Below are 13568 nucleotides of genomic sequence, written 5' to 3' on the forward strand. Positions count from 1 at the left end.
GCTGTGCGCGGCCCTGGCCGCCTGCTCCGTGATGGAGGGCGAGAAGATCGACTACAAGAGCGCCGGCAAGGGCGTCTCGCTCGAGGTGCCGCCGGACCTGACCCAGCTGTCCAAGGACTCGCGCTATGTCGTCAGCGGCGGCGCCGTCACGGCCACCGGCTTCCAGGTGGGCCAGGCCGCCCCGGGCGTGCCGACCGCCGCCAACACGATGGGCGACGTGCGCATCGAGCGCGACGGCAACCAGCGCTGGCTGGTGGTGAGCCGGCCGGCCGACCAGCTGTGGGGCCCGGTGCGCGACTTCTGGCAGGAGAACGGCTTCCTGCTGTCGCTGGACCAGTCCAGCCTGGGCATCATGGAAACCGACTGGGCGGAGAACCGCGCCAAGCTGCCGCAGGACTTCATCCGCAACACGCTGGGCAAGCTGATCGACTCGGTCTACTCCACCTCCGAGCGCGACAAGTTCCGCACCCGGCTGGAGCGCACCGCCAACGGCGGCACCGAGATCTACATCAGCCACCGCGGCATGGTGGAGGTGTACAGCAACAACCAGAAGGACCAGACCGTGTGGCAGCCGCGGCCGACCGATCCGGAACTGGAAACCGAATTCCTGCGCCGCCTGATGGTCAAGCTGGGCGCGCCCCAGGACCAGAGCCGGGCCCAGGTGGCGGCGGCCGCGTCCAAGTCCACCTCGCGCGTCGCCACCGTCGGCAACACGCCGGTGGTGATGATCGACGAAGGCTTCGACCGCGCCTGGCGCCGCGTCGGGCTGGCGCTGGACCGCACCGGCTTCACCGTCGAAGACCGCGACCGCAACCAGGGCACGTACTTCGTGCGTTACGTGGAGCCGAGCGCCGACCGCAAGGACCCGGGCTTCTTCGCCAAGCTGTTCAAGCGCGACGACAAGGGCGTGCCGCCGCTGAAGTACCGCATCAACCTCAAGAGCCAGGGCGAATCGACCACCGTGTCGGTGCTCAACGACGCCGGCGCCCCCGAGTCGTCGGCCAATGCGCAGCGCATCGTGCAGGTCATCGCAGACGATCTGAAGTAAGCAGAAGGACGACCAGTCGGGGACAGAGCAGCGCCGCACCTCTGGTCCGTCCCGCCAGGTCACTTCAAGAGCATGCTGAGATTCAAGAGCCTGGGCAGCGGCAGCACAGGCAACGCCACCGTCGTCCAGGCGCGCGGCGGCACCGGCATCAGCCACCTGCTGGTGGACTGCGGCCTGGGCCTGCCGCAGCTGGACAAGCGGCTGCGGCTCGCCGGCATGCTGGCCGACCAGATCGATGCCATCTTCGTCACCCACGAGCACGGCGACCACATCGGCTGCGCCCGCCAGCTTGCGCTGCGCGAGCGCATCCCCGTCTACATGAGCCACGGCACCTACCTGGCGATCGGCGAGCCCGATTTCGCCGGCCTGCTGCGGATCGTCTGCGACTCGCAGACCTTCGAGGTCGGCGCGCTGCAGGTCCGGCCGTTCACGGTGCCGCACGACGCCCGCGAGCCGCTGCAGCTGACCTGCGGCGACGGCGACGTGCGCTTCGGCATCCTCACCGACCTGGGCCACGCGACGGCGCACGTGCTGCAGCAGCTGGCCGGCTGCCGCTCGCTGCTGCTCGAATGCAACCACGACCCGCAGATGCTGGCGACCGGCAGCTACCCGCCGTTCCTCAAGCGCCGGGTCGGCGGCGCCTGGGGCCACCTGGCCAACGAGGCGGCCGCGGCGATCGCGCTGGCGATCCAGCCGCAGGGACTGAACAAGGTGATGGCCGCGCACCTGAGCGAGCAGAACAACCGGCCCGACGTGGTGCGCGAGGTGCTGGCCCGCACGCTGGGCTGCAGCGAGGCCGACATCCTGGTGGCCGACGGCCCCAGCGGCAGCGACTGGCACAGCGCCTGAGCGGCGCCGCCCGCCCTCAGGCCGTGAGCGCCTCCAGCCGCTGCGCCATGTCGGCCAGCGCCAGCACTTCCCGCACCCCGCCCAGCGCGATGGCCTGCCGCGGCATGCCGAACACCACGCTGCTGGCCTCGTCCTGGGCGATGGTGTAAGCCCCGGCCTGGCGCAGCGCCAGCATCGCCTCGGCGCCGTCGGCGCCCATGCCGGTGAGCATCACGCCGATGGCGCGCGCGCCCGCCGCCTTGGCGATCGAACGGAACAGCGGATCGACCGAGGGCCGGTGCCGGTTCACCGGCGGCTCGTCGGTGACGCGCAGCACGTAGCCGCCCATGCGGCGGGTCAGCGTCAGGTGGCGACCGCCCGGCGCGATGTAGGCCATGCCGTGGCAGGCGGCCTGGCCGTCCTCGGCCTCGCGGATGCCGATCTGGCAGATCGAGTTCAGCCGGCGGGCGAAGGTTTCGGTGAAGCCCGGGGGCATGTGCTGCGCGATCAGGATCGGCGGCATCCGCGGCGGCAGGTGCACCAGGATCTCGCGCAACGCCTCAACCCCGCCGGTTGACGCGCCGATGCCGATCACACGGTCGTTCGCCGCCGCGCCCGGGGCCCGGGGCAGCGGCGGCACCAGGCGCACCGGCGCCGCCGGGATCCGGTGCCGCACCACCCGCGCCAGGCCGGCGGCCCGGATCTTCTCGGCGATCTCGTGGACGCTGCCCTCCAGGTCGGCCAGGTTGGCCGGCTTGGCGAAGAAGTCCACCGCGCCCAGTTCGAGCGCGCGCAGCGTGGTGTCCGCGCCCTCGCGCGTGAGCGAGGAGATCATGATCACCGGCAGCGGCCGCACCGCCATCAGCTTGCCCAGGAACTCCAGGCCGTTCATGCGCGGCATCTCGACGTCCAGCGTGATCACGTCCGGCGCCTTGAGCCGGATGCGGTCGATCGCCAGCACCGGGTCGGCCGCAACGGCCACCAGCTCCATGTCCGGCTGCGACGCCACCACCCGGCTCAGGAAGGCCCGCATCACGGCCGAATCGTCGATGACCAGGACCTTGATCATCGCCGCGCCGAGAAGTTGTCGAACTCGCCGCCGCCGGCCTTGTCGCCCAGCCGGTACAGGTATTCGCGCTCGCGCTGTTCGACCGTGTCGTTGGGCAGGATGTGCAGCTTCTTGAGCTGCACCTTGCCGGTCTCGGGAAAGAAGTGCAGCTTGCGCGCGTAGACGTCCAGCAGGTCGCGCGCCACCACCGGGATCTGCTCGGTGGCCAGGAACTCGAGCACGAACTGGCAGTTCTTGGCGCCGACGTCCAGCGAGTCGAAGCCCTGCAGCACCCGGCCGCCGCCGAACACCTTGGCCACCATCCGGCGACGGTCGGCGCCCAGCCGGATCATCTCGTTGATCAGGACTTCCATCGCATAGACGCCGAAGCGGGCCGAGGGCGCCGCCGGCGACGCGGCGGCCTCGCCGTCGCCCGGAAGCATGAAGTGGTTCATGCCGCCGATGCGGGTGACCGGGTCCCACAGGCAGGTGGACACGCAGGAGCCCAGCACGGTGGAGATCGCCCCCGTGCCGCTGGCCGCGTAATACTGGCCGGGCAGGATCTTGACCGACTCGACCTGGAAGTCGCGGTCGAAGTAGCGGATCGGTGCGACGCCCTCCATCGCCCTAGCCCGCAGCGCGTTCGTAGGCCGTGCGTCCGCACGAGCGGAACGCGGGGTGCGCCGCCGGGAAGCTCTCCGAATGCCCCACCACCAGCAGGCCGCCGGGCGTCAGCATGTCGGCAAAGCGCGCGGCCAGCCGCTTTTGCGCATCGCGGTCGAAGTAGATGACCACGTTGCGGCAGAAGATCACGTCGTAGCGGTCCTGCCGCGGCCACTCGGGCGACTGCAGGTTCAGCTGGAAGAAGCGCACCATCGAGCGCAGTTCCGGCCGCACGCTCACCAGTCCGTCGTTGCCGCCGGTGCCGCGCAGGAAATGCTTCTTCAGCCGCGCCGGCTCCAGGTCGGCGACGCGCTCGCTGCGGTAGACGCCGGCGGTGCCGGTGCGCAGCACTTCCGAATCGATGTCGCTGGCGCGGATGTCGGCGGCGCAGCCGGCTTCGCGCAGCACCATCGCGATCGACCAGGCCTCCTCGCCGGTGGAACAGGCGCTGCTCCAGACCCGCAGCGGCGCCTTGGCCCGGCGCGCATGGTCGGCCGCGCGCGCCGCCAGCAGTTCGAAATGGTGCGGCTCGCGAAAGAACGCGGTGAGGTTGGTCGTCAGCGCGTTGACGAAGGCCTGGCGCTCGCTCGAGTGATCGGCCTCCACCAGGTCCAGGTAGGCGCCGAAGCTGTGCGCGCCGTGGGCGCGCAGGCGCCGCAGCAGCCGGTTGTAGACCATGTTGCGCTTCTGCAGGCTCAGCTTGATGCCGGCGTACTCGTCGATCAGCTGGCGGGCGCGGCCGAAGTCGCGGTCGTTCAGCTGGAATGCCGCCTCGGCCAGCCAGGTGGGCTCGGACGCGGCAGCACCGGCATGCTCGCCGGGCGGATTGCGCATCAGCACCTAGGAGTCCTTCCGGCCGGGTTGGCCGGCGTACTTGCCGGTCGCAGCGAGCGCCAGCGAATGCAGCCGATGCAGCGCGGCGTCCGTGCCCGCGGCCTGCTGCACGCGGATCGCGCCGGGGCTGCGGCCGGCGGCGGGGCCGGCCTGCGCCGGCGCGGCCTGCGCCGGGGCGTCGGCCAGGCGGAAGCGGCCGACGCTGCGCAGCAGCGCGCTGGCCTCGCCCTTCATCGCCTCGGTCGCCGCGGTGGCCTCGTCCACCAGGGCCGCGTTCTGCTGCACCGCCTGCTCCATCCTGGCGACCGCCGTGTTGACCTGCTGGATGCCCGCGCTCTGCTCGTGGCTGGCGGCCGCAATCTGCGCCACCAGGTCGGTGACCTCGCGCACCGAGGCGACGATCTGGGCCATGGTGGCGCCGGCGGCGTCCACCAGCCGGGTGCCGGCCTCGACCTTGCCGGCCGACGCACCGATCAGCGCCTTGATCTCGCCGGCGGCGGCAGCGCTGCGCTGGGCCAGGCTGCGCACTTCCGCGGCGACCACCGCGAAGCCGCGGCCCTGCTCGCCGGCGCGCGCCGCTTCCACCGCCGCATTGAGCGCCAGGATGTTGGTCTGGAAGGCGATGCCGTCGATCACGCCGATGATGTCGGCGATCTTGCGCGACGACTCCGAAATCTCGGTCATCGTCGCCACCACGTCGCCGACCACGGCGCCGCCCTGGCGCGCCACCTCCGATGCGCCGGCGGCCAGCTGGCTGGCGTGGCGGGCGTTCTCGGCGTTGCGGTTGACGGTGACGGTCAGCTCCTCCATCGAGCTGGCGGTCTGCTCCAGCGTGGCGGCCTGTTCCTCGGTGCGCTGCGACAGGTCCAGGTGGCCGGCAGCCAGCCGCGTGCTGCTGTCGGTCACGGTGCGGGCGCCGACCGACACCTCGCCCACCACGGTGCGCAGGTCGGCCATCATGTCCGACAGCGCCTGCAGCATCTGCGCGATCTCGTCGCTGCCGCCGGTGCGCACCGTCGCGGTCAAGTCGCCGCCGGCCACCCGCCGGGCCAGCTTGGCGGCGAAGCGCACCGGGCCGACGATGCCGGAGGTGATCTTCCAGGCGAACACGAAACCGACCACGATCGCCAGCAGGCACACGCCGATCACCAGCATCTGGGCGGTCTGCGCCCGGGCCCGGCCGGCCGCCGACTCGCCGCCCGCCGCGCCGCCGTAGAAGTCCAGCAGCGCCTCGATCGAGCCGAGATAGGAATTCATCGCCGGGACCAGCGCGTTGTCGAGCATGGCCAGCGCCTCCTGGCCCTGGCCGGCCTTCTTCTTCTCCAGCATCCGTTGGCGGATCTCCAGGTACGCCTTGCGGCGGGCGCCGACCTGCTCGAACAGCGCCTTGCTGCTGGCAGTGGTCAGCAGGCTTTCCACCTCCTTCTGCAGCGCCGTGATGCGCTGCGATGCGGCCGCCATCTCGGGCGCCAGCTGCTCGCGCACGCCGGCATCGTCGGTGCGCGACATCACCATCGTGCGGATCACGTTGCCCTGGGTCTCGGCGAACCATTTGCCCATCAGGCGCTGGCCCCGCATGCTGTATTCCGCCGCCCGGTTCAGGCTGTCGATCTCCCAGCTGCCCACCCCGGCCAGCACCATCAGCAGCACGGCCACGAAGCAGAACGCCACGATCAGCCGCACCCGGATGGTGGAGCGGCGGAACAGCCCCACGCTGGAGGGTGCAGCATCATCGACGCCCGCCGGCCCGTCGATCGCCGGGCCGGAGCGGTCCGATGGCCGGTGGGCGACGTCGCTGGCCCGGAGTGCTGATGCCGCTTGCATCCTAGAACTCCGTCCAGCCGGGGGAGGCCCCGTTGCGGCGGGCGCGGGAGGCCTCTTGCGCCAGCGGCACGGCAGGCGCGGCGGCCGCGCCGGGGCGAACGCGGATCGCCGCGATGGCCCCGGCCGGCGCCTGGGCCGGCTGCCCGGACAGCTTGAAGCGCGACACCATCTGCAGCAGCGAGGCCGCCTGGTCCTTCATCGATTCGGCGGCGGCCGACGCCTCTTCCACCAGCGAGGCGTTCTGCTGCACCACCTGGTCCATCTGGTTGATGGCCGTGTTGACCTGTTCGATGCCCGAGCTCTGCTCCTGGCTGGCGGCGGCGATCTCGGCGATCAGGTCGCTGACCTTCCGGACCGAGTCGACGATCTCTTCCATGGTCTTGCCGGCGGCGTCCACCAGCCTGGTGCCGGTTTCCACCTGCACCACCGAATCGCCGATCAGCGCCTTGATCTCCTTGGCCGCCGCGGCGCTGCGCTGGGCCAGGCTGCGCACTTCGGCCGCCACGACCGCGAAACCGCGGCCCTGCTCGCCGGCCCGTGCCGCTTCCACCGCCGCATTGAGCGCCAGGATATTGGTCTGGAAGGCGATGCCGTCGATCACGCCGATGATGTCGGCGATCTTGCGCGACGACTCGCTGATGCCGGTCATGGTCGCGACCACCTGGCCCACCGCCTGGCCGCCCCGGCGCGCCACCTCGGTGGCGCCGATTGCCAGCTGGCGGGCCTGGCGGGCGTTGTCCGCGTTCTGGCCCACGGTGGTCGTGAGCTCCTCGATCGAGCTGGCCGTTTCCTCCAGCGTGCTGGCCTGCATCTCGGTGCGCTCGGACAGGTCGACGTTGCCGCGCGCGATCTGGGCGCTGGTGTCGGATACCGTGTGGGCGCCGCCGACCACCTCGCCGACCAGGGTCCGCAGGTTCTGCGTCATGCCGGCCAGGGCCGCCAGCAGCTGCCCGGTCTCGTCGCGGCCGCCGGGACGGACCTGCATCGTCAGGTCGCCCTCGGCCACGCGTTGCGCCACCGACACCGCGCCGCGCAGCGGGCTGACGATGCTGCGCGTCAGCACGCTGGCGAGGACTGCGGTGAACAGGACCGCCAGCAGCAGCATCCCGCCGATCCAGCCGCGACCGCTGGCGTAGGAATCGGCGGCCTGCACCTGCGATTGCTGCATCAGCTGCGCTTCGTAGGCATTGAGCTCGCGCAGCGCCTGCATGTAGCTCTCGAACTTGGGTTGCAGTCCGGTGTGCAGCAGCCCGGTGGCCGCCTCGACCTGGCCCGATGCCAGGGTGCGCATCAGCCGGATCAGTTCCACCGAATAGGCGGCGTTGTGGCTGTGCAGCGCCTGCTGCAGCGTCTTGCTGCGCTGGTCGGTCGGCGCGAACGCGACGTCCAGCCGGTCCAGCAGGTCCGACAGCGTCGCGCGCCCGGCCGTGACCCGCGTGAGGTGGACGACACGCCCGGCCTCGTCGGCCAGCAGCGCATTGCGCAGCGCGATCGAGACGGCGTTGACTTCGTCGACGATGGCGTGCAGGTGCTCGGTCTTGGCGTGGCGGTTTTCCACGATCGAGCGCAGGTTGCCGTTGAGGCCCTGCAACCCGAGCACCGCGATCACCGCCATGCCCAGCATCAGGGCGACGATCAACGCGAAGCCCAGCGTCAGGCGCGGGCCGACCTTCATGCTGGCGATCAAGCGGTCGAAGCGGTTGTCCATGCTGAACTGGAGGCGTCGTTGAATCAGGTTGCGGCCGGGCTAGAACTCTTTCCACTCGCCGTTGCCGCTGCCTTGCTGTGCATGGGGCGCGGCCAGCCTGGCGGCTGCCGCCTCGCGGGCCGGCGCGGCGCTGGCGCGGACGCGGATCGGCTCGGGAGCGGGCATGTGGTGCACGGGCATAGGCGCCGGCGCCGGCTGGCGCAGCGTCGCGAAGGCATCGTCGGCGGCGCCGAGCTTGAAGCGCGAGACCGTCTGCAGCAGCGAGGCGGCCTGTTCCTTCATCGACTCGGTCGCCGCGGTGGCCTCTTCCACCAGCGAGGCGTTCTGCTGCACCACCTGGTCCATCTGGGTGATAGCGGTGTTGACCTGTTCGATGCCGGAGCTCTGCTCCTGGCTGGCAGCGGCGATCTCGGCGATCAGCTCGCTCACCTTGGCCACCGAGCTGACCACTTCTTCCATGGTCTTGCCGGCGGCATCCACCAGCTTGGTGCCGGCGTCCACCTTGTTGACCGAGTCGCCGATCAGTGTCTTGATCTCCTTGGCTGCGGCAGCACTGCGCTGCGCCAGGTTGCGCACCTCGGCTGCCACCACCGCGAAGCCGCGGCCCTGCTCGCCGGCGCGCGCCGCCTCCACCGCGGCGTTCAACGCCAGGATGTTGGTCTGGAAGGCGATGCCGTCGATCACGCCGATGATGTCGGAGATCTTGCGCGACGAGTCGCTGATGCCGGTCATGGTCGCGACCACCTGCCCGACCACGCTGCCGCCCTTGCGGGCCACTTCCGACGCGGTCATCGCCAGCTGGCTGGCCTGCCTGGCGCTGTGGGCGTTCTGGGTGACGGTGGAGGTGAGCTCCTCCATCGAGCTGGCGGTTTCTTCCAGCGTGCTGGCCTGCTCCTCGGTGCGCTGCGACAGGTCCAGGTTGCCCTGCGCGATCTGCGCGCTGGTATCCGACACGGTGTGCGCGCCGTTGGCGACGTCGCCGACCAGGCTGCGCAGCTTCAGCGTCATCTCGCCCAGCGCCTTGAGCAGCTGACCGGTCTCGTCCTTGCTGCGGGTGCGGATGTCGGCGCTGAGGTCGCCGCTGGCAATCTGGTCGGCGGCCGAGATGGCGCGCTTGAGCGGACGCACGATGACGCCGCTCATGTAAAGGGCGATGGCCCCGGACACCGCCAGCGCCAGCAGCGTGATCGCGATCAGCACCGCGACGGCGGTGCGGAACGCGGCGGCCGAGGCGTCGTAGCTTTCCTGCGCCAGCTTCTTCTCGAGCTGCACCAGGTCGTCGAAGTGCTTGAGCATGCCCTGGAACTGCGTGTCGGCGCTCTGCATGGCCATGGCGCCGGTGGAGATGTCCACGGTGCTCAGGTCGATCGCGGTGTCGATCGCCTTGCGGTACTTCGCCAGTTCCACCGTCGCCAGCGCGATCAGCTTGCGCTCGCCCTCGGTGGCGTTGGCCTGGCCGGCGAACTGCGTGATCTTGGCGTTGACCTGGTCGATCTTCGCCTTCTGCTCGTTGGTCACCTGCTTGACCTTGTCCTCGCTGAGGTTGGCGATCCAGGTGATCAGGCGATAGACGTTGGAGTGCACTTCGCTCAGGTCCTGGGCCGCGTCGGCCGCCACCTGATAGCCGGCAAACCGGCTGCGTGACAGCTCCTCCAGCGCGGCGTTCTGCTGCTGCAGGACGCCGTACGACAAGCCTCCGAGGACCAGGAGGAAAAGGATCGCCACCGCGGGGGCGACCAGGATCTTTTGCAGGACTTTCACGCGATCTCCATCCGCGTTCGAGTGCGGCAGGCCAGTTGACGGTTCACTTTCTGTCTCTCCTGTGATTGAAGCTGCGATCGCGCCCGCATGTCACTGCGAGGCGCCTGACGCGGCGGCTAGAACTCTTTCCATTCCCCGCCCGCCGGTGCGCCGTTGACGTGCGGCCCGGCCAGCGCGGCGGCCGTCGGCGACACGGGGGCAGCGGCGAGCGCCGGTGCGGCGGCCGGTCGCACCCGGATCGGCTCCGGCGCGGGCGGGGCCGCTGCGGCGGCGGCCGGCATGGGCTGGTACGGCGCGCTGTCGCTGCCGAGATCGAAGCGGGACACCACGCGCAGCAGCGAGGCGGCCTGTTCCTTCATCGACTCGGTGGCGGCGGTGGCCTCTTCCACCAGCGAGGCGTTCTGCTGCACCACCTGGTCCATCTGGTTGACGGCGGTGCTGACCTGGTTGATGCCGGAGCTCTGTTCCTGGCTGGCGGCGGCGATCTCGGCGACCAGGTCGCTGACCTTCCTGACCGAATCGACGATCTCCGCCATCGTCTTGCCAGCGGCGTCTACCAGCTTGGTGCCGGCCCCGACCTGTTCCACGGAGGCGCCGATCAGTGCCTTGATCTCCTTGGCTGCGGCGGCGCTGCGCTGCGCCAGGTTGCGCACTTCGGCCGCCACCACCGCGAAACCGCGGCCCTGCTCGCCGGCGCGCGCCGCTTCCACCGCTGCGTTCAGCGCCAGGATGTTGGTCTGGAAGGCGATGCCGTCGATCACGCCGATGATGTCGGCGATCTTGCGCGACGAGTCGCTGATGCCGGTCATGGTCGCGACCACCTGGCCGACCACGCTGCCGCCCCTGCGCGCGACGTCGCTGGCGCCGACCGCCAGCTGGCTGGCCTGGCGGGCGTTGTGGGCGTTCTGCGTCACGGTGGAGGTGAGCTCCTCCATCGAGCTGGCGGTTTCTTCCAGCGTGCTGGCCTGCTCCTCGGTGCGCTGCGACAGGTCCAGGTTGCCCTGCGCGATCTGCGCACTGGTGTCCGCAACCGTGCCCGCGGCGCCGGCGACTTCGCCGACCAGCGTGCGCAGCCCTTCGGTCATGTCGGCCAGCGCGTGCAGCAGCTGCCCGGTCTCGTCACGGCCGGCCGACTGCGGCTGCACGCTGAGGTCGCCGCCGGCGACGCGCATGGCGGTCGCCACGGCTTCGCGGATCGGCACCGTGATCGAGCGCGTGATCAGCCACGAGAACAGGACCGTGAGCAGCACGCCGGCGGCGCACACCGCCACGAACACGTTGCGGCCGTCCACCGCGTTGGCGCCCGCCGCCGCGGCGCTGCGGGCGACGTCCTGTTCGTAGTAGTCCACCATGGACTGGATCGATGCCTCGTAGGCAGCCATCGCCGGCAGCATGGCGGTGCTCAGCAGCTTCACCGCCTCGTCACGCTGCCCCGTCATCTTGCGGTCCAGGATCTTGTCCCGCGCGTCTTCATAGACCTTGCGGGCGACGCTGACCTTCGCATACAGCGCCTTCGCCTCGGGGGTCAGCAGCATCGCCTCGACCTGCTTGCGCTGTTCGGAGATGCGCTTGGTGCCGGCGTCGAACTGCGGCCCCAGGATCCTTTGCAGGTCGGCATCGTCGGTGTGGGTGATGACCAGCGCCAGCGCGGCGTTGGTCTTCGTCTCGCCGAACCATTCGCCCACCAGCCGCTCCACCCGCGTGTCCGCCGTGGCGATCCGGTTGGCGACCGCGCCCAGCGAGGTCAGGCGCCAGGTGCCGATGGCCGCCATCAGCACCAGCAGGCCGATGAAGATCGAGAACGCGACCGCCAGCCGCTGCCGGATGGTGACCGAACGAAGAATGCCCGTTCCCTTGGTCATGCCTGGATCTTTCCCTGGGCCACCCGCGGCGTGTCGCGCCCGGGATGGCCGATGGCCGCCGGGCTGGGCGTCGGCAGCGGGCGAATGGCGTGGTTCATGCCTGGCTCCGTCGGTCGAGGGCGATGCGGGTCAGTGGATCGCGCTGTCGACCAGGGCCATGTCGGCGCCGGTCATGAGCTTTTCGATGTCCAGCAGGATCAGCATCCGCTCGTCGACGGTGGCCAGCCCGGTGATGTACTTGGTGTCGAAGGCGGCGGAGGCGAATTCGGGCGTCGCGCGAATCGACTCGGTGGCCAGGGTCAGGACGTCGGAGACCGAATCCACGACCACGCCGACCACGCGGCCCGCGACGTTCAGGATGATGGCGACGGTGAACTCGTCGTAGTTGGCCTGCGCCAGCTGGAACTTGATGCGCAGATCCAGGATCGGCACGATCACGCCGCGCAGGTTGATCACGCCCTTGATGAAGTCGGGCGCGTTGGCGATGGCCGTGGGCGTCTCGTAGCCGCGGATCTCCTGGACCTTCAGGATCTCGATGCCGTAGCTTTCGACACCGAGCCGGAACGTCAGGAATTCGCTGGCGTCGACCTCGACGGTCTTCTTGGAGCGCGAGCCGGAAGAGCCGGCGGCGTAGGGTTGTTGCATTGTCTGGACTCCCTCAGGCCCGCGGGGCCATGGCACATGAGGAGCGAGAATGCCATTCGGCTGCACTTGTTGCAAGCAGTAACTGTTGTTACAAGCCGAATATTTTGGATTCTGTGGATTTGCGCACTAACGCGGGCGCAGCCGCCGTTGCGGCTCGGCGCAGGCGCCGGCGATGCTGCCCTTGCCCCGGCCATGCGCCTGGACGGTGCGGTTGCTCATCCGCCCAAAGCGCCCGCGCGGCCCGTGCAAAACTGCTCAGAAGGCCGCAATTCAACGCCTTTTTGGCCGGAGAACGGTGGCGCACGATCCCCCTGCAGGCAAATCGTGTATCTTTACGTAACTTTTGTGAGCGTCCTCTCCTTGCCCGCCGAAAAACCCCCCGCCGAATTGCCGGTCCTGCGCCTGGGCCTGCTGGGCTTCAGCCCGGCCCAGCAGGCCATGCTCGAGACCGCATTGGTGGTCCTGCGCACCCGGCTGCGCTGGCGCATTTCGGCGCTGGACGATGCCGATGCCGTGTGCGTGAACGGATCGCGGGTCACGCCGCTGCCCGACGGCTGCCTGCAGGTGGCCGGCGCGGTGCCCCGCTCGCCGGCGCTGCGCATCGACGCCGACCATCCGGGCCGCCCGATGGCATTCAGCCTGCCGCTGGCCGCCGGGATCCAGGCCGAGAGCACCTTCGACATGGCCTCCCCGCCCAGCACGCGCGCGATGCTGGAGAAATTCGAGGGCTGGCTGCGTCCGGTGTCGGTGCAGTTCTGCCTGGCCTCGCGGATCGTCCAGTCGCGGATGGACCTGAGCGGCACCGTCTACCACGTGACCGTCGATGGCCGGCTGGTGGCCGTGGTCAGCCGGCGCAGCGGCGTCGGCGTGCTGCCGATCGCCGATCCCTTCCACCTGGACAACGCGCTCTGGTCGAAGCGCCCCGGCCCGGCCGACGAGATTCCCGGCCATTTCGTGCAGGTGGGCATGAGCCAGGCGCTGTGGCAGTACGCGATGCGCACGCAGCGCGACCTGCTGCCGACCTACTTCCGCACGGGCCCGATCTACTGGTGCCGCTCGCCGCAATTGCCCCAGCGCCTGTTCGACGATTCGCACCTCATGATCGGCCGCGAGTTGACCCGGGCGCCGCTCAGCTTCGTGGAACTGGGCAAGCGCACCGGCCTGTCCGACGCGGTGCTGTCGCGCGACCTCGCCGGCCTGCGCATCGTCGGCGCGGTCACGCACGACCGCAAGCAGGCCATGCGCATCAGGCCCCAGCCGGCCGCCAAGGCCGCCGCAGGCGCCGCCGAGGACATGACGGCGCCGGCCCCGCTGGCGCCCCAGGAATCCTAGGCCAGCGCCGGCGCA

The 13568-nt window shown here is 70.2% G+C and carries 11 protein-coding genes; 3 read left to right on the plus strand and 8 right to left on the minus strand.

Annotated elements, in window-relative coordinates:
- Positions 1–31 precede the first annotated feature (31 nt).
- Complete coding sequence (gene bamC / locus ACFPOE_RS09765) at positions 32–1048, plus strand: outer membrane protein assembly factor BamC (protein WP_376850631.1); 1017 nt, start codon at positions 32–34, stop codon at positions 1046–1048.
- A gap of 72 nt (positions 1049–1120) precedes the next feature.
- Positions 1121–1897 carry an MBL fold metallo-hydrolase gene (locus tag ACFPOE_RS09770; RefSeq protein ID WP_376849893.1) on the plus strand — a complete coding sequence of 259 codons (777 nt, stop codon included), beginning with the start codon at positions 1121–1123 and terminating at the stop codon, positions 1895–1897.
- A 16-nt stretch (positions 1898–1913) separates the two neighbouring features.
- Here ACFPOE_RS09770 and ACFPOE_RS09775 read toward each other — a convergent pair whose 3' ends face one another.
- From ACFPOE_RS09775 to ACFPOE_RS09810, 8 genes are all read right to left on the minus strand, one after another.
- Positions 1914–2945, minus strand: a complete 1032-nt coding sequence (locus tag ACFPOE_RS09775; protein ID WP_376849894.1) for a protein-glutamate methylesterase/protein-glutamine glutaminase — start codon at positions 2943–2945, stop codon at positions 1914–1916.
- Positions 2942–3562 carry a chemoreceptor glutamine deamidase CheD gene (gene cheD, locus ACFPOE_RS09780; RefSeq protein ID WP_417281643.1) on the minus strand — a complete coding sequence of 207 codons (621 nt, stop codon included), beginning with the start codon at positions 3560–3562 and terminating at the stop codon, positions 2942–2944. Before cheD ends, ACFPOE_RS09775 begins: the two co-directional genes overlap by 4 nt.
- Positions 3552–4421, minus strand: coding sequence for a CheR family methyltransferase (locus ACFPOE_RS09785; protein ID WP_376849896.1), 870 nt, complete (start codon positions 4419–4421; stop codon positions 3552–3554). Before ACFPOE_RS09785 ends, cheD begins: the two co-directional genes overlap by 11 nt.
- Before the next feature lie 6 nt (positions 4422–4427).
- Positions 4428–6245 carry a methyl-accepting chemotaxis protein gene (locus tag ACFPOE_RS09790; protein ID WP_376849897.1) on the minus strand — a complete coding sequence of 606 codons (1818 nt, stop codon included), beginning with the start codon at positions 6243–6245 and terminating at the stop codon, positions 4428–4430.
- Between the two features lies 1 nt (position 6246).
- Complete coding sequence (locus ACFPOE_RS09795; protein WP_376849898.1) at positions 6247–7953, minus strand: methyl-accepting chemotaxis protein; 1707 nt, start codon at positions 7951–7953, stop codon at positions 6247–6249.
- Between the two features lie 39 nt (positions 7954–7992).
- Entirely contained in the window at positions 7993–9714 is a 1722-nt protein-coding gene (locus ACFPOE_RS09800) for a methyl-accepting chemotaxis protein (protein WP_376849899.1), read from the minus strand.
- Positions 9715–9830: 116 nt separating this feature from the next.
- Positions 9831–11576, minus strand: coding sequence for a methyl-accepting chemotaxis protein (locus ACFPOE_RS09805; protein WP_376849900.1), 1746 nt, complete (start codon positions 11574–11576; stop codon positions 9831–9833).
- Positions 11577–11705: 129 nt separating this feature from the next.
- The gene (locus ACFPOE_RS09810; protein ID WP_376849901.1) at positions 11706–12221 is read right to left on the minus strand and encodes a chemotaxis protein CheW; all 516 of its coding nucleotides are present in this window, start codon (positions 12219–12221) and stop codon (positions 11706–11708) included.
- Positions 12222–12566: 345 nt separating this feature from the next.
- Between ACFPOE_RS09810 and ACFPOE_RS09815 the strand changes: the two genes are divergently transcribed.
- Entirely contained in the window at positions 12567–13553 is a 987-nt protein-coding gene (locus tag ACFPOE_RS09815; RefSeq protein ID WP_376849902.1) for a hypothetical protein, read from the plus strand.
- Positions 13554–13568 lie beyond the last annotated feature (15 nt).

The sequence above is a fragment of the Caenimonas terrae genome, from assembly GCF_042655405.1.
GTDB classification, from domain to species: Bacteria; Pseudomonadota; Gammaproteobacteria; order Burkholderiales; family Burkholderiaceae_C; genus Ramlibacter; species Ramlibacter terrae_A.